This window comes from Burkholderia sp. Tr-20355, from assembly GCF_017104685.1.
GTDB classification, from domain to species: domain Bacteria; phylum Pseudomonadota; class Gammaproteobacteria; order Burkholderiales; family Burkholderiaceae; genus Burkholderia; species Burkholderia seminalis.
The window spans coordinates 1-21,817 of sequence record NZ_JAAGPK010000050.1 but is presented as its reverse complement, the minus strand read 5'-3'; the positions used below and the strand labels follow the sequence as shown (position 1 = coordinate 21,817).

General features: G+C 69.8%; 19 protein-coding genes. 10 read left to right on the top strand and 9 right to left on the bottom strand.

All coding sequences use genetic code 11. The features are described 5' to 3' along the window. Nucleotides 1–307 precede the first annotated feature (307 nt). Nucleotides 308–2,143, top strand: coding sequence for a peptidase S1 (locus G3N62_RS15760; RefSeq protein WP_049029236.1), 1,836 nt, complete (start codon nucleotides 308–310; stop codon nucleotides 2,141–2,143). Between the two features lie 158 nt (nucleotides 2,144–2,301). Here the strand turns inward: G3N62_RS15760 and G3N62_RS15755 are convergent, their stop codons facing one another. The 5 genes from G3N62_RS15755 to G3N62_RS15735 form a co-directional block, all read right to left on the bottom strand. After that, nucleotides 2,302–3,090, bottom strand: coding sequence for a sulfite exporter TauE/SafE family protein (locus tag G3N62_RS15755; RefSeq protein WP_034187453.1), 789 nt, complete (start codon nucleotides 3,088–3,090; stop codon nucleotides 2,302–2,304). A 292-nt stretch (nucleotides 3,091–3,382) separates the two neighbouring features. Next, a complete protein-coding gene (locus G3N62_RS15750) occupies nucleotides 3,383–4,822 on the bottom strand; it encodes a DHA2 family efflux MFS transporter permease subunit (protein ID WP_124669255.1) in 1,440 nt (479 codons plus the stop codon). Nucleotides 4,823–4,960: 138 nt separating this feature from the next. After that, nucleotides 4,961–5,692: a DsbA family oxidoreductase gene (locus G3N62_RS15745; protein ID WP_069706555.1), complete on the bottom strand. Its 732-nt coding sequence runs from the start codon at nucleotides 5,690–5,692 to the stop codon at nucleotides 4,961–4,963. A 182-nt stretch (nucleotides 5,693–5,874) separates the two neighbouring features. Next, a complete protein-coding gene (locus G3N62_RS15740) occupies nucleotides 5,875–6,669 on the bottom strand; it encodes a PAS domain-containing protein (RefSeq protein WP_124607835.1) in 795 nt (264 codons plus the stop codon). Continuing rightward, the gene (locus G3N62_RS15735; RefSeq protein ID WP_124669254.1) at nucleotides 6,666–7,628 is read right to left on the bottom strand and encodes an ornithine cyclodeaminase family protein; all 963 of its coding nucleotides are present in this window, start codon (nucleotides 7,626–7,628) and stop codon (nucleotides 6,666–6,668) included. Before G3N62_RS15735 ends, G3N62_RS15740 begins: the two co-directional genes overlap by 4 nt. 380 nt (nucleotides 7,629–8,008) lie before the next feature. Between G3N62_RS15735 and G3N62_RS15730 the strand changes: the two genes are divergently transcribed. The 9 genes from G3N62_RS15730 (at nucleotide 8,009) to G3N62_RS15690 (ending at nucleotide 16,674) form a co-directional block, all read left to right on the top strand. Continuing rightward, nucleotides 8,009–8,788 carry an ABC transporter substrate-binding protein gene (locus G3N62_RS15730; protein WP_034187454.1) on the top strand — a complete coding sequence of 260 codons (780 nt, stop codon included), beginning with the start codon at nucleotides 8,009–8,011 and terminating at the stop codon, nucleotides 8,786–8,788. Nucleotides 8,789–8,855: 67 nt separating this feature from the next. Next, complete coding sequence (locus tag G3N62_RS15725) at nucleotides 8,856–10,100, top strand: FAD-binding oxidoreductase (protein WP_124669253.1); 1,245 nt, start codon at nucleotides 8,856–8,858, stop codon at nucleotides 10,098–10,100. 534 nt (nucleotides 10,101–10,634) lie between these two features. Continuing rightward, on the top strand, nucleotides 10,635–13,064 hold the full coding sequence (locus tag G3N62_RS15720; RefSeq protein WP_124669252.1) for a hypothetical protein: 2,430 nt from the start codon (nucleotides 10,635–10,637) through the stop codon (nucleotides 13,062–13,064). A 284-nt stretch (nucleotides 13,065–13,348) separates the two neighbouring features. After that, the gene (locus G3N62_RS15715; RefSeq protein WP_034187251.1) at nucleotides 13,349–13,708 is read left to right on the top strand and encodes a hypothetical protein; all 360 of its coding nucleotides are present in this window, start codon (nucleotides 13,349–13,351) and stop codon (nucleotides 13,706–13,708) included. Between the two features lie 33 nt (nucleotides 13,709–13,741). Further along, a complete protein-coding gene (locus tag G3N62_RS15710) occupies nucleotides 13,742–14,257 on the top strand; it encodes a sigma-70 family RNA polymerase sigma factor (protein WP_049032111.1) in 516 nt (171 codons plus the stop codon). Continuing rightward, on the top strand, nucleotides 14,254–15,036 hold the full coding sequence (locus tag G3N62_RS15705) for an anti-sigma factor (RefSeq protein WP_059557249.1): 783 nt from the start codon (nucleotides 14,254–14,256) through the stop codon (nucleotides 15,034–15,036). Before G3N62_RS15710 ends, G3N62_RS15705 begins: the two co-directional genes overlap by 4 nt. 26 nt (nucleotides 15,037–15,062) lie before the next feature. Further along, complete coding sequence (locus G3N62_RS15700) at nucleotides 15,063–15,485, top strand: quinol oxidase (protein WP_034187455.1); 423 nt, start codon at nucleotides 15,063–15,065, stop codon at nucleotides 15,483–15,485. Continuing rightward, entirely contained in the window at nucleotides 15,482–16,114 is a 633-nt protein-coding gene (locus tag G3N62_RS15695; protein ID WP_034187254.1) for a membrane protein, read from the top strand. The genes G3N62_RS15700 and G3N62_RS15695 overlap by 4 nt, the downstream gene beginning before the upstream one ends. A 44-nt stretch (nucleotides 16,115–16,158) precedes the next feature. Then, nucleotides 16,159–16,674 (top strand): SRPBCC family protein, encoded by a 516-nt coding sequence (locus G3N62_RS15690; protein WP_124669251.1) that lies wholly within the window; start codon nucleotides 16,159–16,161, stop codon nucleotides 16,672–16,674. A 28-nt stretch (nucleotides 16,675–16,702) separates the two neighbouring features. Here the strand turns inward: G3N62_RS15690 and G3N62_RS15685 are convergent, their stop codons facing one another. The 4 genes from G3N62_RS15685 to efeB form a co-directional block, all read right to left on the bottom strand. Beyond that, the gene (locus G3N62_RS15685; RefSeq protein ID WP_124669250.1) at nucleotides 16,703–17,752 is read right to left on the bottom strand and encodes an ABC transporter ATP-binding protein; all 1,050 of its coding nucleotides are present in this window, start codon (nucleotides 17,750–17,752) and stop codon (nucleotides 16,703–16,705) included. Between the two features lie 27 nt (nucleotides 17,753–17,779). Further along, the gene (locus G3N62_RS15680) at nucleotides 17,780–19,366 is read right to left on the bottom strand and encodes an iron ABC transporter permease (protein WP_260449311.1); all 1,587 of its coding nucleotides are present in this window, start codon (nucleotides 19,364–19,366) and stop codon (nucleotides 17,780–17,782) included. Between the two features lie 14 nt (nucleotides 19,367–19,380). After that, complete coding sequence (locus G3N62_RS15675) at nucleotides 19,381–20,415, bottom strand: iron ABC transporter substrate-binding protein (protein WP_124669248.1); 1,035 nt, start codon at nucleotides 20,413–20,415, stop codon at nucleotides 19,381–19,383. 61 nt (nucleotides 20,416–20,476) lie between these two features. Then, nucleotides 20,477–21,688, bottom strand: a complete 1,212-nt coding sequence (efeB, locus tag G3N62_RS15670; RefSeq protein WP_241013117.1) for an iron uptake transporter deferrochelatase/peroxidase subunit — start codon at nucleotides 21,686–21,688, stop codon at nucleotides 20,477–20,479. Nucleotides 21,689–21,817 lie beyond the last annotated feature (129 nt).

The following is a 21,817-nucleotide window of genomic DNA, read 5'->3' as shown; positions in this document are numbered from 1 at the left end:
CTATCTGAAGCGAAGGTGCCTTGCCGGGCATGCTTTGCGGGGGGTCTTATTGCCGTCGATCTTGTGCAAATGCGGATTGGCGGAATGAATCCGAATTGCTGCGGATTATTGAATTGTCGTTTGCAATGGAATTGCTTCCATTGTGCAGTCGCAAAAAATGGGTGGGGTAAATCATGCCGGTCGATATTCGTCGACCCGGTAAAAAACTCGGAGTGCGTCGCATAACGAATGCATTCCCGGTGCGGAGCGCCGGCGCAAATGATCCTTTGCGGCCGGCGGTATTTATCGTTCTGTTCGAGAGGCAATAATGACGACACGGAAGTCCTTGAAAGACGGTTTCGCGCTATTCGGAACGACCTTGAGCGTGCCGCTCGCCGCCGCAGCGGCCGCGGCGCTGCTCGTCACGGGGTGCGGCGGCGACGACGGGCCGAGCCCGACTGCTTCGGCCGCCGCGGCGGCCGCGACGTCCAGCGGCAGCACGCAGGCCAACACCAATGCGACGGCCGCCGCCGCGGCCGACCAGCCGTACGTCGACACCGACGTGTACGGCACCGGGCCGAACGACGCGGTCACGGATTCGACCGAAGGCGCGGCGGTCGTGCACCGCCAGGTCACGATCGGCGGCAAGACGATCAAGTACACGGCCACCACCGGCCACCTGACGACGATCGATCCGGTCACGTCGGCGCCGAACGCGAAGATGTTCTACGTCGCGTACACGCAGGACAACCCGGATCCGTCGAAGCCGCGCCCGGTCACGTTCTTCTACAACGGCGGCCCCGGCTCGTCGTCGGTCTACCTGCTGCTCGGCTCGTACGGGCCGAAGCGCCTGCAGTCGTCGTTCCCGAACTTCACGCCGCCCGCGCCGTACAAGCTGCTCGACAACCCGGACAGCCTGCTCGACCGCACCGACCTCGTGTTCATCAACCCGGTCGGCACCGGATATTCGACGGCGATCGCCCCGGCGAAGAACAAGGATTTCTGGGGCACCGACCAGGACGCCCACTCGATCGACCGCTTCATCCAGCGCTACCTGACCAAGTACTCGCGCTGGAATTCGCCGAAGTTCCTGTACGGCGAGTCGTACGGCACCGCGCGCAGCGCGGTCGTGTCATGGGTGCTGCACGAGGACGGCATCGACCTGAACGGGATCACGCTGCAGTCGTCGATCCTCGACTATGCGAACGCGCTGTCCGCGCCGGGCACGTTCCCGACGCTCGCGGCCGATGCGTTCTACTGGAAGAAGACGACGCTCAACCCGACGCCGACCGATCTCGACGCGTACATGATCCAGGCCCGCAACTACGCGGACAACACGCTCGCGCCGCTCGCGCAGAAGCCGAACCCGCAGGACGGCGGCTTCGTCAACGTGCGGCTGAACCTGAACCTGCAGACCGCGCAGCAGATGGGCGCGTACATCGGCACGGATCCGACGTCGCTGATCCAGACGTTCGGCAACCCGGCCGCGCTCGGCAACGTGCCGTCGTCGGACGACAACCCGCCGTACACGTTCTTCCTGACGCTCGTGCCGGGCACGCAGATCGGCCAGTACGACGGCCGCGCGAACTTCACGGGCAAGGGCATCGCGCCGTACATCCTGCCGAACTCGGGCAGCAACGATCCGTCGATCACGAACGTCGGCGGCGCGTACACGGTGCTGTGGAACAGCTACATCAACACCGACCTCAAGTACACGTCGACGTCGTCGTTCGTGGACCTGAACGACCAGGTCTTCAACAACTGGGACTTCAGCCACATCGACCCGACCGGCGCGAACAAGGGCGGCGGCAATACGCTGTACACGGCCGGGGACCTCGCGTCGACGATGAGCGTGAACCCGGACCTGAAGGTGCTGTCGGCGAACGGCTATTTCGACGCCGTCACGCCGTTCCACCAGACGGAGCTGACGCTCGCGCAGATGCCGCTCGATCCGACGCTCAAGGCGCAGAACCTGACGATCAAGAACTACCCGTCGGGCCACATGATCTACCTGAACGACGCGTCGCGGACCGCGCTGAAGGGCGATCTCGCCAACTTCTACGACGGCATCCTCGCGAACCGTACCGCACTGCAGCGCGTGCTGAAACTGCAGGCGCGCACGCAGCAGCTCAAGCAGCAGAAACTGCAGCAGCAGGGGCAGTAAGCGGCGCGAGCGGCACGTCGCCGCCCCGGATGGACGACAGCCCGATCGGCGCAGGCCGGTCGGGCTGTTTTTTCCTGGGTCGCGGCGGATGAGCGGCGTATCGGAGGCGCCCGCCGGGAAAAGGCGCAACCGCGAGGGAAGGGCGACGCCGGAACCGCTTACGCGAGCACGAGCCTGACGCCGACCGCGACGAGCGTCGCGGCGAGCAGGTTGCGCAGCAGCCGCTCGGGCGCGCGCGCCGACAGCAGGCTGCCGATCACGATGCCCGGCAGCGAGCCGAGCAGCAGCGACAGCAGCATCGACCAGTCGACCGAGCCGAGCAGCCAGTGGCCCATGCCGGCGACCAGCGTGAGCGGTACCGCGTGCGCGATGTCGGAACCGACGATGCGGGTCGTCGCGAGCAGCGGATACAGCAGCAGGAGCACGGTGACGCCGATCGCGCCGGCGCCGACCGACGTCATCGACACGAGCACGCCGAGCACGGCGCCCGTCAGCACGGTCGACCACAGCGTGCGCGCGGGGCTCGGCGCGAGCGGGTTGCGCGCGGCGAACGCGGTGAGTTGCGGCCGGAAGATCAGCGCGATCGACGTGAGCAGCAGCGCGATGCCGAGCACGAGCTGGATCATCCGCGCGGTGCCGGGCGCATTCATCCCGTGCGTATGCAGCCACCACAACGTGATGGCCGCGGCCGGCACGCTGCCCACCGCGAGCCGGCCGGTGATGCGCCAGTCGATCGACCCTTTCAGGCCGTGGACGAGCGTGCCGGTGGCCTTGGTCGCGGCCGCGTACAGCAGATCGGTGCCGACCGCCGTCGCGGGGTGCACGCCGAACAGCAGCACGAGGATCGGCGTCATCAACGAACCGCCGCCGACGCCCGTCAAGCCGACGAGAATGCCGACGAACAGGCCGGACAGGGAGTACAGCAGATCGATATGGGGAAGCGACATCGGAAGCAGGCGGTTATGCGGCGTTCTGCGGCGGCGCGTGGCTGCGGCGCGCGCATCAAAGTCCGCCATTGTCGCAAATGTGGCGCGTCGGCGTACGACTGCGTTAAAAATAGGCCGGGAAAGCCCGCGCGACGGGCGGGCGGACGGCGGGGGCGCGGTCGTTCGGACGGGCGGTGCGGCCGATCGTGTGCGATCGCGCCAAACGCATGACGAATCCGGCGCGTGCCGCGCCCGGCATGCGTAAAAAAGGGCGCGACAGTGCGCGCCCCGGTTCGATGGCGGCGGCCGCCGCTCAGTGCATCGCGGGGCCGGTGCCTTCGACGGCTTCCTGCCGCCGGATGCGCAGCGCGAAGCCGATCAGCGCGGCCACGGCGGCGAACACCGCGCCGAATGCGAATGCCGCGTGGTAGCCGCCGTTCAGCGCGGCGAGCGGCGCGGCCTGCGCGGCCGCGAGCACATCGGTGCGGGCGGCCGCGAGGCTCGCGAGCACCGCGAGGCCGAGCGCGCCGCCCATCATGAACGCGGTATTGACGATCCCCGACGCCAGCCCCGAATCGGCCGGATCGACGTCGCTCATCGCGGCGAGCAGCATCGGGTTGAACGCGACGCCCGCGCCGATGCCGAGCAGCGTCATGCCGGGCAGCACGTGCAACACGAAGCCGCCGTCGACCGGCGCGCGCGAGAACAGCGCGAGGCCGCAGGCCGCGATCAGCAGGCCGGCCGCGATCGGGCCACGGATCCCGAAGCGCATCACGATCCGCGCCGACAGCCCGAGCGAGAACGCGGCCATGATCAGGTTCGCCGGTAGGAACGCGAGCCCGACCTGCAGCGGCCCGTATTGCAGCACGCGCTGCATGTACAGCGCCGACAGGAAGAACCACGCGAACATCGCGGCCGCCCACAGCACGGCGATCACGTTCGCGAGCGCGACGTTGCGCGCGGCGAACAGCGAGAGCGGCATCAGCGGATGCGCGCTGCGCGCCTCGATCGCGATGAACAGCGCGAGCAGCACGGCGGCCGAGCCGATCAGCGCGACGGTCTGCGTCGACAGCCAGCCGGCCTCGTTGCCGCCGACGATCCCGTAGACGGCCAGCATCAGGGAAGCGGTCACGGTGATCGCGCCCGCGACGTCGAGCCGCGCGGCGCCGGCCGGCGCGCGCCTGCGCGGCAGCAGCGCCGCGCTCATCGCATAAACCGCGATGCCGATCGGCAGGTTCACGAGGAAGATCCAGTGCCACGACAGCGAACTCGTCAGCAGCCCGCCGAGCAGCACGCCGATGCTGCCGCCGCCCGCGCAGACGAAGCCGTAGACGCCCATCGCGCGTGCGCGCTCGCCGGGCTCGGTGAAGAGATTCATGATCAGCGACAGCGAGACGGCCGACACCACCGCGCCGCCGAGCCCTTGCACCGCGCGCGCGGCGATCAGCATCGTCTGCGATTGCGCGAGGCCGCATGCGAGCGACGCGAGCGTGAACGCGACGAGGCCCGCGAGAAACATGCGCCGCTGGCCGTACAGGTCGCCGAGCCGGCCGCCGAGCAGCAGGCAGCCGCCGAACGTCAGCAGGTACGCGTTGACGACCCACACGAGGGCCGTTTCGGTGAAATGGAGGTCGGTGCTGATCGACGGCAGCGCAACGTTCACGATCGTGCTGTCGAGCACGATCATCAGCACGCCGAGACAGAGAACGATCAGCGCGTACCAGCGTTTCTCGCCGTGGATCCCGTGAGTCATGGGCTTGCAGCCTTCTGACAGTTATTTGAAGGGATGCATTGTAGACGTCATCGGTGCGCGCTTCCTGCCGGTTTGTGGCAGGAGCGTCGCGTAGTGGCACGCATCCGCGGACGGGCGGGCCGGACGCATCGACGCGCGTTACGCGCGCGCCGGCAGTGCGCAGCCGTCGGGGCCGCAGGCGGCCGCGTCGGCGCCGTCGAGTTCGACGATGCCGTCGCGCCACGCCTGGTCGAGCGCCTGCGCGAAGGCGTCGGCCGGCTGCGCGCCCGACACCGCGTAGCGGCCGCCGAACACGAACAGCGGCACGCCGCGCCCGCCGATCTGCGCGGCGCGCGCGATGTCGGCTTCGACTTCGTCGCGGTACGCATCGCTGCGCAGCACGGCTTCGACGGCCGCGCGTTCGAGCCCCGCCTCGACCGCGAATTCGGTCAGCGCCGCGTGATCGAACAGCGAGCCGTGTTCGCAGAAATACGCGCGGTACAGCCGTTCGGTCAGTGCGTGCGCGCGGCCCGTCGCTTCCGCGAGCTTCACGAGCCGGTGGCCGTCGAGCGTATCGCCGACGAGCGTGCCGGGCAGGTCGTAGCGCAGTCCGACGCTCGCGGCCGCATCGGTCACCTGACGCAGCATCTGGTCGACCTGCGCGGGCGACATCCGGTATTTGCCCGCGAGCATGACCTCGACCGGCTCGACCGGCTGGCCGGGCATCAGCCGGTACGCGCGCAGCACGACGTCGACGCGATCGGCGTGCGCGAACGCGGCGAGCGCCTCGTCGAAGCGGCGCTTGCCGATCCAGCACCACGGGCAGATCAGGTCGGACCAGATTTCGACGGTCAGGGTCGGGCGGGCAGTCGGGGCGGGAGCAGTCGTCATGGGCGGTTCCGGGCGGCAATGAAATGTAACCGTGATTGTATCATTTCGTGCTTCGACACCGCCGGTCGCGCGAAGCTTCGTGTGGAGCGGGGGCGCGCCCGGCGTACCACGAAGCATAGACAGGGAAACGGCATCCCGATAGCGATGACCGAGGCGGCCGTCGTGCGCCCGCCGCAGGGCGCTTACGCGTCGCCCTGCGTTTCCTTCAGGTGCTTGAGGTGCTTGTAGACCGTCGCGCGCCCCATCCCGAGGACGTTCGCGACGTAGTTGGCCGCGCTCTTGCCGCGGAACGCGCCTTCCGCGTACAGCGCCTCGACGAGCTCGCGCCGGTGCTCGCGCGTGAGCCCGTTCAGCCCGACCTGCCGCTCGCGCAGCCAGCCGTGCAGGAACGTGTTGATGCGCTCCTGCCAGTCGTCGCGGAACAGCTCGTCGGGCTGAGCGACGACGCCCGCGCCCTTGATGAACAGGTCGAGCGTCGCGCGCACCTCGTCGAACACCGCGATGTTGAAGTTGATGCACATCATCCCGGCCGGGCGGCCTTCGTCGTCGAACAGCACGTTGCTGACGCAGCGCATCCGCCGGCCGTCCCAGTTCAGCTTCTCGTACGGGCCGATCACGCGTTCGCGCGCGGAATGATCGATTTCCTCGAGCGCGGAATCGTCGCCGACCTCGCGCTTGGACAGGTTGTTCGCGAGATACAGCACGGTCTGGTCGTGCAGGTCGTGGATCACGACTTCCGCGTACGGGAAGAACAGCGCGGCGATACCGTCGGCGATCGGCGCATAGCGGGTGAGCAGCAGGTCTTTGACGGGGGATTTCTTCTTGCGCATCGGTGTCGCCATCTCGGGTGGGCGGGGGCCGGGCAGCGCATCGGGCCGGCGCACGGGCATACCGGTGGCCGGCATGCCCGTGCGCCCGCGCGCGGCCGCCGCGGCGGTTGCGCCATTGTATCGGCCCCGCGCGCGCGCGCCGCTCATGCGTGCGTCAGGTGCGTGTACAGCGCGTGCGCGATCGCGATGTCCTCGAGCCCGAGGCCGATCGAGCGGAAGAACGCGTGACGCGTGCGCGACGGCGCCGCGCAGGTGCCGGTGACGAGCGCGGGCAGGTCGCCGACGATCCGCCCGGCATCCCAGCCGTGATCGGCCGTCGCGATCTGCATTTCGCCGGCGCTGGCGGGCGTCGTGTGCCGGTAGTCGCAGTAGACGTCCATGTCGGGCAGCCAGGCGGGCGGGATTTCGTGCGCGCGCGCGACGTTCGTGCTGATCGACGTGACGAGCGCCGGGCGCGTGAGCATCCCGTCGCCGAGCACGGGCGTGCCCGACGACGTGCACAGCATCACCACGTCCGCGTCGCGCACGCAGGCTGCGACGCTCGCCGCCGCACGGGCGCGCGGGTCGAGTTCGGCGAGCGTGGCCTGCAGCGCCGCGTTGCCGGCCAGCGCCGGCGAGTACACGCGAATCGTCTCCCAGTCGCGCAGCGCCGCCGTGTGCCGCAGATGCGCGAGACCGACCGCGCCCGCGCCGACGATCGCGAGACGGCGTGCGTCGCGCGGCGCGAGGCAGTCGACCGCCAGCGCCGTCGTGCCGGCCGTGCGTTCGACCGTCAGCAACCCCGCGTCGCACCACATCAGCGGCTGGCCGGTCTGCATCGACATCAGCGCGGTCCAGGCCGTGACGATCGGTTTGCCGCCCGTCACGACGTACGGCGACAACTTCGCGCCGAACACCTGCGCATCGGCGAGCGCGCCGAGATACGTGATGAAGTCGCCGGCCTGGTCGGGAAACAGCGTGAGCGTTTGCGGCGGCTGCACCGCGCGCGCCGCGGCGAGCGACGCGAACATGCGGCGCAACGTGCCGAGCACGTCGAGCGACGGCAGGGCCGCGCGCACCGCGGCTTCGTCGACGGTCAGTGGCGGGGTCGGGGCGGTTTGCGTCATGGGGACATCTCCGGTCGGGGCCGGACAGGACGGTCTCGAAAGACGGTGTCCGGCGGTGTTCGTGATGGACGAAAAGTCTAATATAGACAAACAAGATCTGGAGAATTTTTCTTTTCGAGACCGTGTTTCGCCGTGGTTCTCCGGGAAAACATAGGTAAATCAGCGGTGTTCGTCGTGGCGGGCACAAGCGGGATGTCACGCGACGACGCACGATCATCGTATCCCCTATAGTCTATAGTAGACGTTGAGTCTATATTTCGGCTGCGGGACACGGCACATCGTGTTGCGGCGGCCGCCTGCATCGAATGCCGATCCGGCGCCTGTCCGACGGCGTCGTGCGACCGATCTTCCTCGCCTCAATCCGGAACAGAAGGACCGTCATGAACTGGAAGCTTTCCCTTTGCGCCGCTGCGGCGCTCGCGTGCGCGGCCGTCACGGCCCATGCGGAACAGACCACGCTGCGTTTCGGCATCGAAGCCGCCTATCCGCCGTTCGAGAGCAAGACGCCGGCCGGCCAGCTGCAGGGGTTCGACGTCGACCTCGGCAACGCGGTGTGCGCGAAGCTGAACGTGAAATGCGTGTGGGTCGAGAACGCGTTCGACGGGCTGATCCCGGCGCTGCAGGCGCGCAAGTTCGATGCGATCAATTCGGCGATGAACATCACCGCGAAGCGCAAGCAGAGCATCGATTTCACGCCGCCGATCTACGTGGTGCCGATCGTGATGGTCGCGAAGCGCGGCTCGCCGCTGCGGCCCGACGTCGCGAGCCTGCGCGGCAAGCACGTCGGCGTGCTGCAGGGTTCGTCGCAGGAGGATTTCCTGAAGGCGCACTGGGCCAATGCGGGCGTGGCCGTGGTGTCGTACCAGGATCAGGACCAGATCTACGCCGATCTCGTCGCGGGGCGGCTCGACGCGGCCGTCCAGGAAGCGCAGACCGCGCAGGACGGGTTCCTCGACAAGCCGGCCGGCCGCGACTACCAGATCGTCGGCGACGCGCTGAAGGATCCGGCGACGCTCGGCGAAGGCACGGGCTTCGGGATGCGCAAGGGCGACAAGGCGCTGCAGGCGAAGATCGTCGGCGCGCTCGATGCGCTGAAGAAGGACGGTACGCTGAGCGCGCTGTCGCAGAAGTACTTCAAGCGCGACATCATCGCGAAATAAGCACCGCCGCGCGCCGGCCGCGGTGCCGGCGCGCGGCGCATCGAATCTCGACGCAGGACGGGGAACCATGGATTTCGACGTCATCGTTCTGGGGGCCGGCATCGTCGGCGTGTCGTCGGCGCTGCACCTGCAGGATCGCGGGCTGCGCGTCGCGCTCGTCGATCGGCGCGCGCCCGGCGAGGAAACCAGCCACGGCAATGCCGGGCTGATCGAACGCTCGTCGGTCGTGCCGTACGCGTTTCCGCGCCGGCTCGGCACGCTGCTGCGCTACGCGCGCAACCGTTCGGTCGATCTGTACTGGGACTACCGCGCGCTGCCCGCTTATGCGGGCTGGCTCGCGCGGTTCTGGCGCGAATCGTCGCCGCAGCGGCTCGCGGCCGCCGCACGCGACCTGCTGCCGCTCGTCGCGGCGAGCGTCGTCGAGCACGACGCGCTGCTCGCGCGTACCGATGCCCAGCCGCTCGTGCACGACGGCGGGTGGATCGAGGCGTTCCGCTCGCCCGCGCTGTTCGATGCCGAAGCGCGCGCGCAGCAACGCGTGGCTGCCGCGCACGGCCTGCGGATGGCCGTGCTCGACGCGGGTGCGCTGCGCGAGCGCGAGCCCGGCATCGGCGACGCATTCTGCGGCGCCTTCCACTGGCAGGACCCGAAGACCGTGTCGAGCCCGGGCGGACTGACCAAGGCCTATGCGCGGCTGTTCGAGCGCGACGGCGGCACGTTCGCGCTCGGCGACGCGAGGACGCTCGCGCAGGTGGACGGCGGCTGGCGGGTCGGGTCCGAACACGGGCCGATTTCGGCACGTTCGGCCGTGGTCGCGCTCGGACCGTGGTCCGATCATGTGTTCGCGCCGCTCGGCTACCGCATTCCGCTGCGCGCGAAGCGCGGCTATCACATGCATTACCGGCCGACGCGCACGCCGCTGAACGTGCCCGTGTGCGATACCGAGGAAGGATTCGTCGTCGCGCCGATGGAGGGCGGCCGCCTGCGGCTCACGACCGGCGTCGAGATCGCGCTGCGCGGTGCGCCGCCGACCGGCGTGCAGCTCGCGCGCGCCGAACCGCTGGCGCGCGACGCGTTCGGCATCGGCGAGCGGCTCGATCCCGAGCCGTGGCTCGGGATGCGGCCGTGCACGCCCGACATGCGGCCGGTGATCGGGCCCGCGCCGCGCCATCGCCATCTGTGGTTCGCGTTCGGTCATTGCCACCACGGGCTCACGCTCGGCCCCGCGACCGGGCGCCTGCTCGCCGAAATGATGACCGGCGCGCCGACCTACATCGATCCCCGTCCATACCGGCCCGCGCGCTTCGGTTGACCGGCGACGCTACGCGGCGAAGCGGCGCCTGCCGCCGCCGTGCGTCGCGTCACGCGCGCCGATCGCGAGAGGGCATTCACAGTATTTCATTCTGCTGTCCGGGTAATCGAGAGCCGCGTGATCGAAAATGATCTGCGTAATCGTCAAGAAAGAAAATCGCGAATCAAAAATTAGTAAATCAGCGATTTATCAATGCATTTTCATATCGGTGAAATGCGTAATGGGCAGCCGTCCATGACGGTATCGGGCACCATCGCGACCGGCTGTTCCGGCGCCGCGCGGAATGTACCGGAACACGTTACTGCGGGGCTCGCAAACGTTACGTTACATCCACGCCCCGTCCGCCTTTTTCATCAGACGATTGATGCCTGTCAATCCCTGGGCAACCCCTGAATTTCGTCTGAAATCGATTAAAAAATCGTTATTTCCAGTCAATAGGCTGACGAATCCATCCTTTTTTTGAATTGGCACGCTTCGTGCAATCCGTCCCCATGCTTTATCAACGTAGTGCCAACCGAGATAGGGAAAATAACGATGAGACACAATCTTAAATTGACGGGTGTGGCGCTGTCGGTCGCGACGGTGTTCGGGGTACTGGCTTCGGGTTCCGCAGTGGCGGGTGCCCTCGATTCGCTGCCGATCCCGCAAGTGATCGTCAACCCGCCGACGAACAGCGTGTCGGTCGGGCTGGTCGCCACGGGCACGTCGCCGCTGGGCTCGGTCACCGTGACGGCGGGCGGGTCGGGCGCGATCCAGACGTCGCTCGGCGATCCGGGACAAGTGCTGTCGGGAGCCGTGGGGGCGGTGACGGGCGCACTCGGCGGCGGCACGGTGCAGCCGCTCGCACCGGTCCAGGGTGTGTTGAACCAGGTGACGGGGGCGCTGAATGGCGGCAACCCGGCAAGCGCGCTGACCGGTGCGTTGAATACGGCGACGGGGACGCTGAGCAATGCGGTTGGCACCGTAACGGGCGCATTGGGTAATGTCGGCGGCGGTTCGAATCCGCTGGCGCCGGTTCAAGGTGTGGTGAATCAGGTCACGGGTGCACTCGGTGGCGGGAACCCGGCTGGCGCGCTGACCGGTGCGCTCGGCACGGTGACGGGCGCACTGGGCGGTATCGGCGGCGGGTCGAGCCCGCTGGCGCCGGTGCAAGGTGTGGTGAATCAAGTCACGGGCGCGTTGGGTGGCGGCAACCCGGCCGGGGCGCTGACGGGCGCACTCGGCACGGTGACGGGTGCACTGGGTGGTATCGGCGGCGGTTCGAACCCGCTGGCGCCGGTGCAGGGTGTGGTGAACGGGCTTACGGGGTCGATTGGTGGCGGCGATCCGGCGGGCGCACTCACGGGTGTCGTCAACACGGTGACGGGGGCGCTAGGTAATCTCGGCAGCGGCTCGAACCCGCTGGCGCCGGTGCAAGGCGTCGTGAACGGTGTCACGGGCGTACTCGGTAGCGGGAACCCGGCAGGTGCCTTGACCGGCGCACTTGGTACGGTCACGGGGGCACTGGGCGGAATCGGCGGCGGCACGAATCCGCTGGCGCCCGTTCAAGGTGTGGTGAATCAGGTGACGGGCGTGCTCGGTAGCGGCAATCCCGCCGGCGCGCTGACCGGTGCCCTCGGTACGGTCACTGGCGCGTTGGGCGGAATCGGCGGCGGCACGAATCCGCTGGCGCCCGTTCAAGGTGCGGTGAATCAGGTGACGGGCGCGCTCGGCGGCGGCAACCCGGCTGGCGCGCTGACCGGCGCCCTCGGTACGGTCACGGGCGCACTGGGCGGCATCGGCGGCGGCACGAATCCGATTACCCCGATCCAGAACATCGTCAACCAGGTCACGGGTACGCTTGGCGGCGGCAATCCGGCCGGCACGCTGAGCAACGCGGTCAACACGATCACGGGCTCGCTCGGTAACCTCGGCGCCGCCGGGAGCCCGCTGGCACCGGTGCAAGGCGTCGTGACGCAACTCGCGGGCACGCTCGGCAACGGCAATCCGGCCGGCGAGCTGACGAACGCGCTGAACGCCGTGACGGGTGCGCTCGGCGGCGCGAATCCGCTGGCGCCGGTGCAGGGCGTCGTGAACCAGGTCGTCGGCACGCTGTCGGGTGCGGGCGGCGGCAGCCCGATCGCGCCGATCACGAACCTCGTCAACGGCCTGCAGAACGCGCTGCCGGGTGGCAATCCGGCCGGTGCGCTGACCGGCGCACTGGGTTCGGTCACGGGCGCCCTCGGCAACCTCGGCGGCGCGAACCCGCTGGCGCCGGTGCAAGGTGTCGTCAACCAGGTCGTCGGCACGCTCGGCGGGAGCAATCCGGCCGGCACGTTGAGCAACGCGGTCGGGACGGCCACGGGCGCCCTCGGCAACGCAGTCGGCTCGGTTGCGGGTGCGCTCGGCGCGCTGGGCGGCACGAACCCGCTGGCGCCGGTACAGGGTGTCGTCAACCAGGTCGTCGGGACGCTCGGCAACCTCGGCGGCACGAACCCGCTGGCGCCGGTGCAAGGCGTCGTGAACCAGGTCGTCGGCGCGTTGTCGGGCGCGGCGGGCAGCAGCCCGATCGCCCCGATCACGAACCTCGTGAACGGCCTGACGGGCGGCGGCAACCCGGCCGGCGCACTGACCGGTGCACTCGGCTCGGTGACGGGCGCACTCGTGAACGGCCCGGCAGCCCTCGGCCAGGCGGCCGGTGCGCTGTCGGGCGCGGCCGGTTCGACGGCAGCGGCGGGCGGCAGCCTGCTCGGCTCGGGCGCGAACGCGGCCGGCGGCACGGCGGGTGCAGTCGGCTCGCTGCTGACGACGGGCGCCAACGCGACGGCGACGGTCGTCAATGCGGTCGGCACGTCGGTGGGTACGGCGCTCGGTTCCGCGCCGGGCCTGTCGGTGACGCCGCATTCGGGCAATAGCGCGCCGAACAACCCGCTCGCACCGGTGACGTCGCTGCTCCAGTCGCTGACCGGCGCACTGCCGAAGTAAGGGCCGGATCCGCACGGCGGCGCCGCATGGCCGCCGTGCGCCGCGCTCGCGCAACGCGGCATGACAGCGATGTCATGCCGCGTTGTCTTTTCGGGCCTCCCGCTGTCTTGCGTCGCATGAGCAACCGCCGCCGACTATTTCAACGCGGCATGGAATAACCGGTTCCCGCCGTCCGTTTACCTACCGAGTTCCGGCCCGGCCCGCCGGCGGGATAATGGTCGCAACGAAACCGATCGTCCCGTCCGGCGGCGCCGTGCCGCCAGGCCCTGCCAAGGAGAACGGGAATGAAACGGATGCTCTTTGCCGCCGCGCTGACGGCGGCGATCGTGCGGCCGGCGGCCGCGGAACCGCCTCAGGTGAGCGACGGGAAACTGGTCGACGAGGCACACATGACGCTGTACGTGTTCGATCGCGATGCGCCCGGCAAGAGCGCGTGCGACAGCGCGTGTGCGGCCAACTGGCCGCCCGCGATCGCGGACGCGTACGACAAGGCATCGGGCGCACTGAGTCTCGTCGCGCGGGACGATGGCAAGAAGCAATGGGCGTACCGCGGCCGCCCGCTGTATCGCTGGAAGATGGACCGCAAGGCGGGCGACGCGGGCGGCGACGGGATCGGCGGCATGTGGCACGTCGCGCACCCGTGACCGCGCGGCGATGCGGATGCGCAAGGCTTCCTGATGAGCTACGAATCGGATCTGCTGGTGTGGCTGCCGCATCTCACGCGCTATGCGCGTGCGCTGACGGGCGACCGCGCGTGGGCGGACGATCTCGTGCAGGACACGCTCGAGCGTGCGCTGAACCGGCCGCCGCGCGACGGCGGCAACCTGCGCGCGTGGCTGCTGACGCTGTTGCGGCACCGTTTCATCGACCAGTTGCGCGCGCGGCACGAGATCGCGGTCGACGATGCGACCGCGCCGTGGCAGACGATGGCCGCGCCGGCCGGCGAGATCGGCGGCTTGGTGCTGCGCGACGTGCAGCGCGCGTTGTACCGGTTGCCGGTCGAGCAGCGCGAGGTGCTGCTGCTGGTCGCGCTTGAAGAATTGAGCTATCGCGACGCCGCGCAGGTACTCGGCGTACCGGTGGGCACGGTGATGTCGCGGCTCGCGCGGGCGCGCGCGCAGATGCGCGCACTGCTGTCGGACGAGCCGTCGGCGCACGGCACGGCCGCGTTACGGGTGATCGGGAAAACATGATGGACGATCCGCACAAGCCTTCGAACGGGCGGGACGAGGACGCGTCAGCGCAACTGCTGTCCGCGTTGCTGGACGGCGAGCTGTCCGGGAGCGAGCGGCGCGAGATGCTCGAGCGCCTGCAGTCCGATCCGGAGGAGGCCGAACGATTCGCGCATTACCGCGCGCAGCGCGACGCGCTGAAGGCGCTGTTCCCGCTGCCGGGCGCGGCCCCCGCGCTGTTCGTGCAGCGTCGCGCGCCGCGCCGTCGTGCCTTCGCGTATGCGTTCGCGGGGCTGGCCGCCGGGCTGCTGATCGGCGTTGCGCTGCCTGCGGGCTGGCTGGCGATCGGCCGCGACCCGGCGTTCGCCGCGCGCGCCGATGTCGCGTATGCCGTGTACGCAGCCGATCGCGACCATCCGGTCGAGGTCGGCGCGGGCGATCCCGCGCATCTCGCCGCGTGGTTGTCGGCGCGCGTCGGACGGCCCGTGCGCGCCCCGTCGCTCGACGAATACGGCTACGTGCTGCTGGGCGGCCGGTTGCTCCCCGGCGATGGCGGGCCGGCCGCGCAGTTCATGTACCAGCGCGCGGACGGCGCACGCGTGACGCTTTACGTGACCGCCTACGATGCGCGGCATCTCGCGCCGCAGTCGATGTCGGCCGACGGCCGCTACACGTATTTCTGGTCGGATCGCGGCATGGGTTATGCGTTGTCCGGCCGCGGCGACGAACGGCGCCTGCGCGCGCTCGCGATCGAGGCGTGCGGCGCGCTCGGCGGCCCGACCGACGCGTGGAAGAGCTGACGCGTACCACCGGCAGGGAGCAGGCGATGAAGACGACGATGACGAAGGTGCTCGTGGCGGCGGCGCTCGCCGCGGGTGCGACCCTCGCGCGGGCGGACGGCGACGCGCCCGTGCGCGTGCCGGTCGACGCCGACGGCGTGCAGCGGGTCGCCATCGTCGGCGGCAGCTATTTCTTCCGGCCGAACCATGTGATCGTGCGCGCGCACGTGCCGGTCGAGCTGACCGTGTCGGCGGAGCCGGGCGTCGTGCCGCACAGCTTCGAGATCGCTGCGCCGCCGCAAGCAGGCATGGCGGTGCGCACCGAGCTCGGCACGACGCCGAAGACGTTCCGCTTCACGCCGGCGCAGCCGGGCCGGTTCGCCTACTATTGCACGCATCGGCTGCTGTTTTTCAGGAGCCATCGCGAGCGCGGAATGGAAGGCGTGCTCGATGTCGAGGCGGCGCCGTGATCGCCGCGTTGCTGGCCGCGAGCCTGATAGGAGCGAGCATGACAGCCGACCCCGTGACCGTCGCCCAGGCGCATTTCGACCACGTCCGCTCGTATCGCGCGACGATCCGCTCGTCGGCGCGCGGTGGCGAACACACCGAAATCCGCTACGCCTACCTGAAACCGGGCTTCGTCCGGATGGATTTCGTGTCGCCGCATCGCGGCGCGGTGCTCGCGTACGATCCCGGCGACGGCAAGGTGCGGCTGCGCCCGTTCGGCGCGCACGCGCCGCCCGCGCTGACGCTGTCGCCGTCCAATCCGCTCGTGCGCGACCGCAGCGGCCACCGGGTCGACCGGTCGGACGTCGGCGAACTGCTGCGCAACGTGCATGCGCTGCAGCAGGGCGGCGCGACGGTGACCGAAGGCGAGGAGGCCGTCGGCGGCCGGACCGCGCTGCGCGTGTCGGTCACCGGCGCACCCGCGCACGCGGTCGACGGCGTGCATCGCTACCGGCTGTGGCTGGACGCCGGGGACGGCTTTCCGCTGAAGGTCGTCAGCTTCGCCGACGGCGACGACGTGCCGCTCGAAACCGTGACGCTCGACGACGTCGAAATCGACGTCGCGTTCCCCGAGCGTTTCTTCGCACCTTGACCGACGAGTGGGCGCGTGTCCGCGACGGACATGCCGGAGGCTGCATGGCGGAATACCGGTTCTCGACGACCTGGCGCGTGGACGCGCCGCTCGCGGCGGTCTGGGACGCGATCTACCAGGTCGACCGCTGGCCCGACTGGTGGAAGGGCGCCGTGCGCACCGTCGAGATCGAGCATGGCGACGCGCGCGGCGTCGGGGCGCTGCACCGGTATACGTGGAAGGGCGCGTTGCCGTACCGGCTGACGTTCGACATGCGCGTGCGGCGCGTCGAGCGGCCGCATGCGCTCGAAGGCCGCGCAAGCGGCGCGATCGAAGGCGACGGGCGTTGGTCGTTCGCCGGCGACGGCGCGCACGCCGTCGTGCGCTACGACTGGCACATTCGCACGCAGGTGCGCTGGATGAACTGGCTCGAGCCGCTCGCGCGCCCGCTGTTCCGCTGGAATCACGACGTCGTGATGCGCGAAGGCGCGAAGGGGCTCGCGCGATTGCTGGGGGCGGCCGTCGAGACGGATGGCCGGACCTTCCGGCCGCTGTCCGGCGCAGGCTGCGCCGATGCGTAGCAGCGCGTGAGGACGCGCGTCGCGTCGGTCAGCGCGCGTACGCCATCACCGCGCCGTCCACCGCCAGCGCGATGCGTTCGCCGACGGCCGGGCACCGGTGTCCCGGCACGCGGATACGCACGAGCACGTCGCGATCGGCATCGAGGCGTGCGAGCACGTCGGCATCCTGGCCCGCGAACTGCGCGGCTTCGACGCGCGCCGTCCGACCGCGCGCCGCGCCGGCCTGCGCGACCGGCACGATGCCGATCTGCTCGGGACGCAGCATCGCGTCGGCCGGCCCGTCGGGCAGCAGGGCGACGAGCGGCAGCTCGCCGAGCGCACAGGCGATGCGCGCATCGCGCACGTGACCCGCGAGCAGCACGGCCTGCCCGACGAACGACGCGACGTCGCGCGTGACGGGCTGCCGGTACAGCATCTGCGGCGCGGCCGTCTGCACGAGCCTGCCTTGCCACATCACCGCGACTTCGTCGCCGAGCGTCATCGCCTCGGGCTGGTCGTGCGTGACGAGCACCGACGTCGCGCCGGCCGCGGCAAGCGCGTCGGCCACCGCGCTGCGCGTTTCATGGCGAAGCGACGTGTCGAGCGCGGAGAACGGTTCGTCGAGGATCACGAGCGAGGGCTCGGGCGCCAGCGCGCGCGCGAGGGCCACGCGCTGCTGCTGGCCGCCGGACAGCTGCTGCGGCGCGCGGCTCGCATACGACGCCGGCAGCCCGACCATCTCGAGCAGTTCGTCGACGCGGTGATGGCGGCGCCGTGCCGCGCGCGGCAGCCCGAACGCGATGTTGTCGGCCACCGACAGGTGCGGAAACAGCGCGCCTTCCTGCGGCACGTAGCCGATCCGGCGCCGTTCGGGCGGCAGGTGCACGTCGGGGGCGGCCACGCGGCGTCCGTCGATCTCGACGGTGCCGCGCTCGGCGCGCTCGAAGCCGCACAGCACGCGCAGCAGCGTCGTCTTGCCGCTGCCGGACGGGCCCAGCAGCGCGAGGCGCGAGCCGCGCCGTACCGTGAGATCGATGTCGTGCAGGACGGTATGCGATCCGAACGATTTCGACAGGCCGTGGATGCGTAGTTCGCTCATGGGCGGTTTCGGGAAAAAGGGCGATGCTCAGTCGCGCACCGACGCGCGGCCGAGCAGCAGGAACAGCAGTCCCGATGCGCCGAGCGACAGCGCGACGAGCAGCGCCGCGTACGGTGCCGCGGCCGCGAACGCGAGCGTCGCCGTATCGCTCCATACCTGCGTGGCGAGCGTGCGTGTGCCGATCGGCGACAGCAGCAGCGTCGCGTTGAGTTCGGTGACGACCGAGATGAACACCATCGTCGCGGCCGCACCGAGGCCGGGTGCCGCGAGCGGCAGCACCACGCGCGTGAGCGTTGCGCGCCAGCCGAGGCCGAGCGAGCGTGCGGTTTCCTCGAGCCGGACCTGCACGTGCGACAGCGCCGCGCGCACGCTCACGACCGCGAGCGGCAGGAACAGGATCGCGTACGCGGCGACGAGCGCCGGCGCGCTCTGGTAGAGCGGCTGCAGCAGCCGCACCGTGATCGACACGATCGCGAGCGCGACGACGATGCCCGGCACGCCCTGCACGGTCATCGCCGTGCGCTCGAGGAGCGTCGCGACGCGGCCCGGATAACGGACCAGCAGGAACGCGAGCGGCAGCGCGAGCAGCGTGGTAACGGCTGCCGCCATCAGGCCGTAGCTGGACGATGCGAGCGTGGCTTGCCACAGCAGTTCGGGCGACACGTCGGCCGGCGTGACGGCGGCAGCCCCTTGTTGCGTGAGCCAGTAGCCGATCATCGCGAGCGGCACGCCGAGCGTCGCGGCCGCGAGCGCGGCGAATGCGACGGTGACGGGGCCGCGCCACCGGCCGAGCGGATAACGCATCGCGACGCGGCGTGCGGCGCGGTGCGTATGACCGTAGCGCGCGTGGCCTCGAGCGCGCGCCTCGATCGCGAGGCACAGCAGGCACAGCGCGATCAGCACGCAGCCGAGCAGCGATGCGCCGCCGCCGTCGAACGCGGTGCGGTACTCGGCATAGATCTCGGTCGTGAACGTGCGAAAGCGCAGCAGCTGGAACGCACCGAATTCGGACAGCACGCCGAGCGCGACGAGCAGCATCCCGCCGCACAGCGCGGGGCGCAATTGCGGCAGCACGACGCGAAAGAACGTCTGCCACGGCGGGCAGCCGAGCGTGCGCGCGCTTTCTTCGAGCGCGGGGTCGAGCTCGCGCAGCGCGGCGGCCACCGGCAGGTAGACGAGCGGGAAGTACGCGGACGTCAGCACGATCAGCGCGCCGGCGAAGTCCTGCAGGTCGAGGCTCAGCGACACCCACGCGTAGCTCGTGATGAACGGCGGCACCGCGAGCGGGGCCGCGGCGAGCGCGGTCCACAGCGGCCGCGCGGGCAGGTCGGTGCGCTCGATGAACCACGCGGCCGCGGTGCCGAGCAGTGCACATGCGAGCGTCGCGGCGCATGCGATCGACAGCGTGTTGACGAGCAGTTCGCCGACGAGCGGGCGCCACAGCAGCGCGATCGCATCGTCGACGCCGAAGGTGGCCGCGCGGTACAGCGTGAAGGCGAGCGGCAGCAGGATCGCGAGCGGCCCGCACGCGGCCGCGGCGACGAGCGCGCGCGACGGGCGCCGACGCGTCGCGGGGCGCGCTGCGTCGCGCGCGATGCGCGCCGTGCGGGACACGGCGTCGCTCACGGTCAGAGCAGGCCGGCCTGGCGCAGCAGCTTGCCGGCCTGGCTGTCGTCGCCGAGCTGTTCGAACGTCAGTGCCGGCGGGCTCAGTTCGTTGAACGGCTTCAGGATCGGATCGGGGGCGACGCCCGGATGCAGCGGATACTCGAAGCTGACGTGGCCGTTCGCCATCAGCTTCTGCGCGCGCTCGCCGACAAGATACGCGACGAACTTCTGCGCATCGGCCTGGTGCTTCGATGCCTTCATCACGGCGGCGCCCGACACGTTCACGGCTGCGCCGACGTCATGGTTGCCGAAGTGGTGGATCGCACTTTTCGTCGACTTGTCGCCGAGCTCCGCGTGCAGGCGGTCCCAGTAGTAGTTGTTGATGATGCCGGTTTGCACGCCGCCGCGGTTGACGGCCGCCGTCACGCCTTCGTCGTCGTCGAAGATCTGCGCGTTGGCCTTCAGGCCCTTCAGCCATTGCAGCGTCGCGGCTTCGCCGTGCAGCGCGAGCACCGCGCTCACGAGCGGCAGGAAGTCCGCATCGCTCGGCGCGACGCCGACCTTGCCCTTCCATTCCGGCTTCGCGAGATCGAGCAGCGACGCGGGCAGTTGCTGTGGCTGGAGTTTCGCGGTGTTGTAGACGAGCACGTTCTCGCGCGCGAGCACGCCGACCCAGTTGCCGTCGGCCGGGTTGAAGCGGGCGGGGACCGCCTGCAGCGCCGCGCTGTCGGTCTTCGCGAGCAGGCCCTTGCGGTCGAGCAGCACGAGTTCCGGCGAGTTCTCGGTGAAGTACACGTCGGCCGGCGTGCGGTCGCCTTCCGCGACGATCTGCGCGGCGAGCGCGGGGCCTTCGCCCGAGCGCACCTTCACGGTGATGCCGCTTTGTGCCTCGAAGTCCTTGACGAGCTGGTTGACGACCTGCTCGTGCTGCGCGTTGTACAGCGTGAGCGTCGCGGCGTGCGCGCGCGTGGCGTGCAGCGCGCCGGTCAGCATCAGCGCGGCGGCGGCCGCGGCGATCAGGTGCCGCAGCGGGCGGCTAACGGGAAAAGTGTTCATGTCGTCGTCGTGAGTTGCATCCGGGCGGGCCGGGGAAATGGGGCGTGGCGTCGCGATGCCGTTACGCTTCGAACAGCGCGGCGCCGATGTACGAACCGGGTTGCGCGCCCGGCGGACACGCGAAGATCGCGCTGCCGACGTGCGTGGTGAACTGGTTCATGATGTCCAGCTTCGCGAGCTTCTCGTTGATCGGGATGAAGCCGCGGCGCGGGTCGCGCTGGTGCGCGACGAACATCAGTCCCGCGTCGTACTCGGTCTGCTGGCGCCACGGCGGCCAGCGCTCGATGTAGAAGTTCGTGCTGTCGTTGTACGAATACGCGCGGCGCAGGATCTGCGCGCCGTTGTTCACCTGCGGCGATGCGAGACGCGCATGCGCGTTGTCGGGGATCACCGGATTGCCGTCCTTGTCGACCGCGTCGAGGTCGAGCGCCTCGAACTCGTGCTGGCCGCCGATCGGTGCGCCGCTGTATTTCTTGCGGCCGAACACCTGTTCCTGGAAGCCGAGCTCGGTGTTGTCCCAGTGTTCGAGCGTGATGCGGATGCGGCGCACGACCGTGTAGGTGCCGCCGTTCATCCACGCCGGGCCTTCGTTGCCGGCCCACACGAATTCGTTCATCGCGGCCGGATCGTCGCGCGACGGGTTCATCGTGCCGTCCTTGAAGCCCATCAGGTTGCGCGGCGTCTCGCCCGGCTTGCCGGACGTGAAGCCGGCCTGGCCCCAGCGCATCTGCACGGCCTTGCCGCCGAGGCGCACGAGCTGGCGCACCGCGTGAAACGCCACCTGCGCGTCGTTCGCGCACGCCTGGATGAACAGGTCGCCGCCGGTCTTCTCCGGAATCAGCTGGTCGCCGTTGAAGCGCGGCAGGTCGACGAGCGCGGCCGGTCGCTGCTTCGCGAGGCCGTAGCGGTCCTTGCCCGCGACCGCGAACAGGCCGGGCCCGAAGCCGAACGTGATCGTCAGCCGCGACGCGCCGATGCCGAGCGCGTCGCCCGAGTCGGCCGGCGCGACGTCGTCGCCGCCGGTCGCCGGCAGCGGCTGCGCGGGGTCGCCGCGCGTGAGGCGTGCGGCCGCGTCGGTCCAGATCTTCAGCAGCGCGATAACGTCCGCGCGTTGGGTCGTGGTGAGGTCGAGCGCCGCGAAATATGCGTTGCGCTGCTGCGGCGTCGTGATGCCGCCCTGGTGCTTGCCGTAGAACGGCTCGATGTCGTCGTCGTGCGCGTGCGCGCCCGGTGCGACCGCGGGCGCCGCGGCGGCCGCGCGTGCGGCCGGCATCGTGCCCGCCGCGCGAGAGCGGAAGAGCGTGGGTGGGGTGAAGAGTGTGAGGGGCAGGGGTGATGTTGGTGTCCGCCGCACAGGTTAAAATAAAACAATAACACATAGCGATCTGGTCGCCATGATAGA

Excerpts from the sequence above, each read along its gene's own strand:
- G3N62_RS15710 (WP_049032111.1), top strand. The coding sequence starts at position 13,742 with ATGAGCTACGAATCGGATCTGCTGGTGTGGCTGCCGCATCTCACGCGC.
- G3N62_RS15700 (WP_034187455.1), top strand. The coding sequence starts at position 15,063 with ATGAAGACGACGATGACGAAGGTGCTCGTGGCGGCGGCGCTCGCCGCG.
- G3N62_RS15755 (WP_034187453.1), bottom strand. The coding sequence starts at position 3,090 with ATGTCGCTTCCCCATATCGATCTGCTGTACTCCCTGTCCGGCCTGTTC.
- G3N62_RS15735 (WP_124669254.1), bottom strand. The coding sequence starts at position 7,628 with ATGACGCAAACCGCCCCGACCCCGCCACTGACCGTCGACGAAGCCGCG.
- G3N62_RS15675 (WP_124669248.1), bottom strand. The coding sequence starts at position 20,415 with ATGAACACTTTTCCCGTTAGCCGCCCGCTGCGGCACCTGATCGCCGCG.
- G3N62_RS15730 (WP_034187454.1), top strand. The coding sequence starts at position 8,009 with ATGAACTGGAAGCTTTCCCTTTGCGCCGCTGCGGCGCTCGCGTGCGCG.
- G3N62_RS15740 (WP_124607835.1), bottom strand. The coding sequence starts at position 6,669 with ATGAGCGGCGCGCGCGCGCGGGGCCGATACAATGGCGCAACCGCCGCG.
- G3N62_RS15705 (WP_059557249.1), top strand. The coding sequence starts at position 14,254 with ATGATGGACGATCCGCACAAGCCTTCGAACGGGCGGGACGAGGACGCG.
- G3N62_RS15715 (WP_034187251.1), top strand. The coding sequence starts at position 13,349 with ATGAAACGGATGCTCTTTGCCGCCGCGCTGACGGCGGCGATCGTGCGG.
- G3N62_RS15745 (WP_069706555.1), bottom strand. The coding sequence starts at position 5,692 with ATGACGACTGCTCCCGCCCCGACTGCCCGCCCGACCCTGACCGTCGAA.
- G3N62_RS15685 (WP_124669250.1), bottom strand. The coding sequence starts at position 17,752 with ATGAGCGAACTACGCATCCACGGCCTGTCGAAATCGTTCGGATCGCAT.
- G3N62_RS15750 (WP_124669255.1), bottom strand. The coding sequence starts at position 4,822 with ATGACTCACGGGATCCACGGCGAGAAACGCTGGTACGCGCTGATCGTT.
- efeB (WP_241013117.1), bottom strand. The coding sequence starts at position 21,688 with ATGCCGGCCGCACGCGCGGCCGCCGCGGCGCCCGCGGTCGCACCGGGC.
- G3N62_RS15720 (WP_124669252.1), top strand. The coding sequence starts at position 10,635 with ATGAGACACAATCTTAAATTGACGGGTGTGGCGCTGTCGGTCGCGACG.
- G3N62_RS15760 (WP_049029236.1), top strand. The coding sequence starts at position 308 with ATGACGACACGGAAGTCCTTGAAAGACGGTTTCGCGCTATTCGGAACG.
- G3N62_RS15690 (WP_124669251.1), top strand. The coding sequence starts at position 16,159 with ATGGCGGAATACCGGTTCTCGACGACCTGGCGCGTGGACGCGCCGCTC.
- G3N62_RS15725 (WP_124669253.1), top strand. The coding sequence starts at position 8,856 with ATGGATTTCGACGTCATCGTTCTGGGGGCCGGCATCGTCGGCGTGTCG.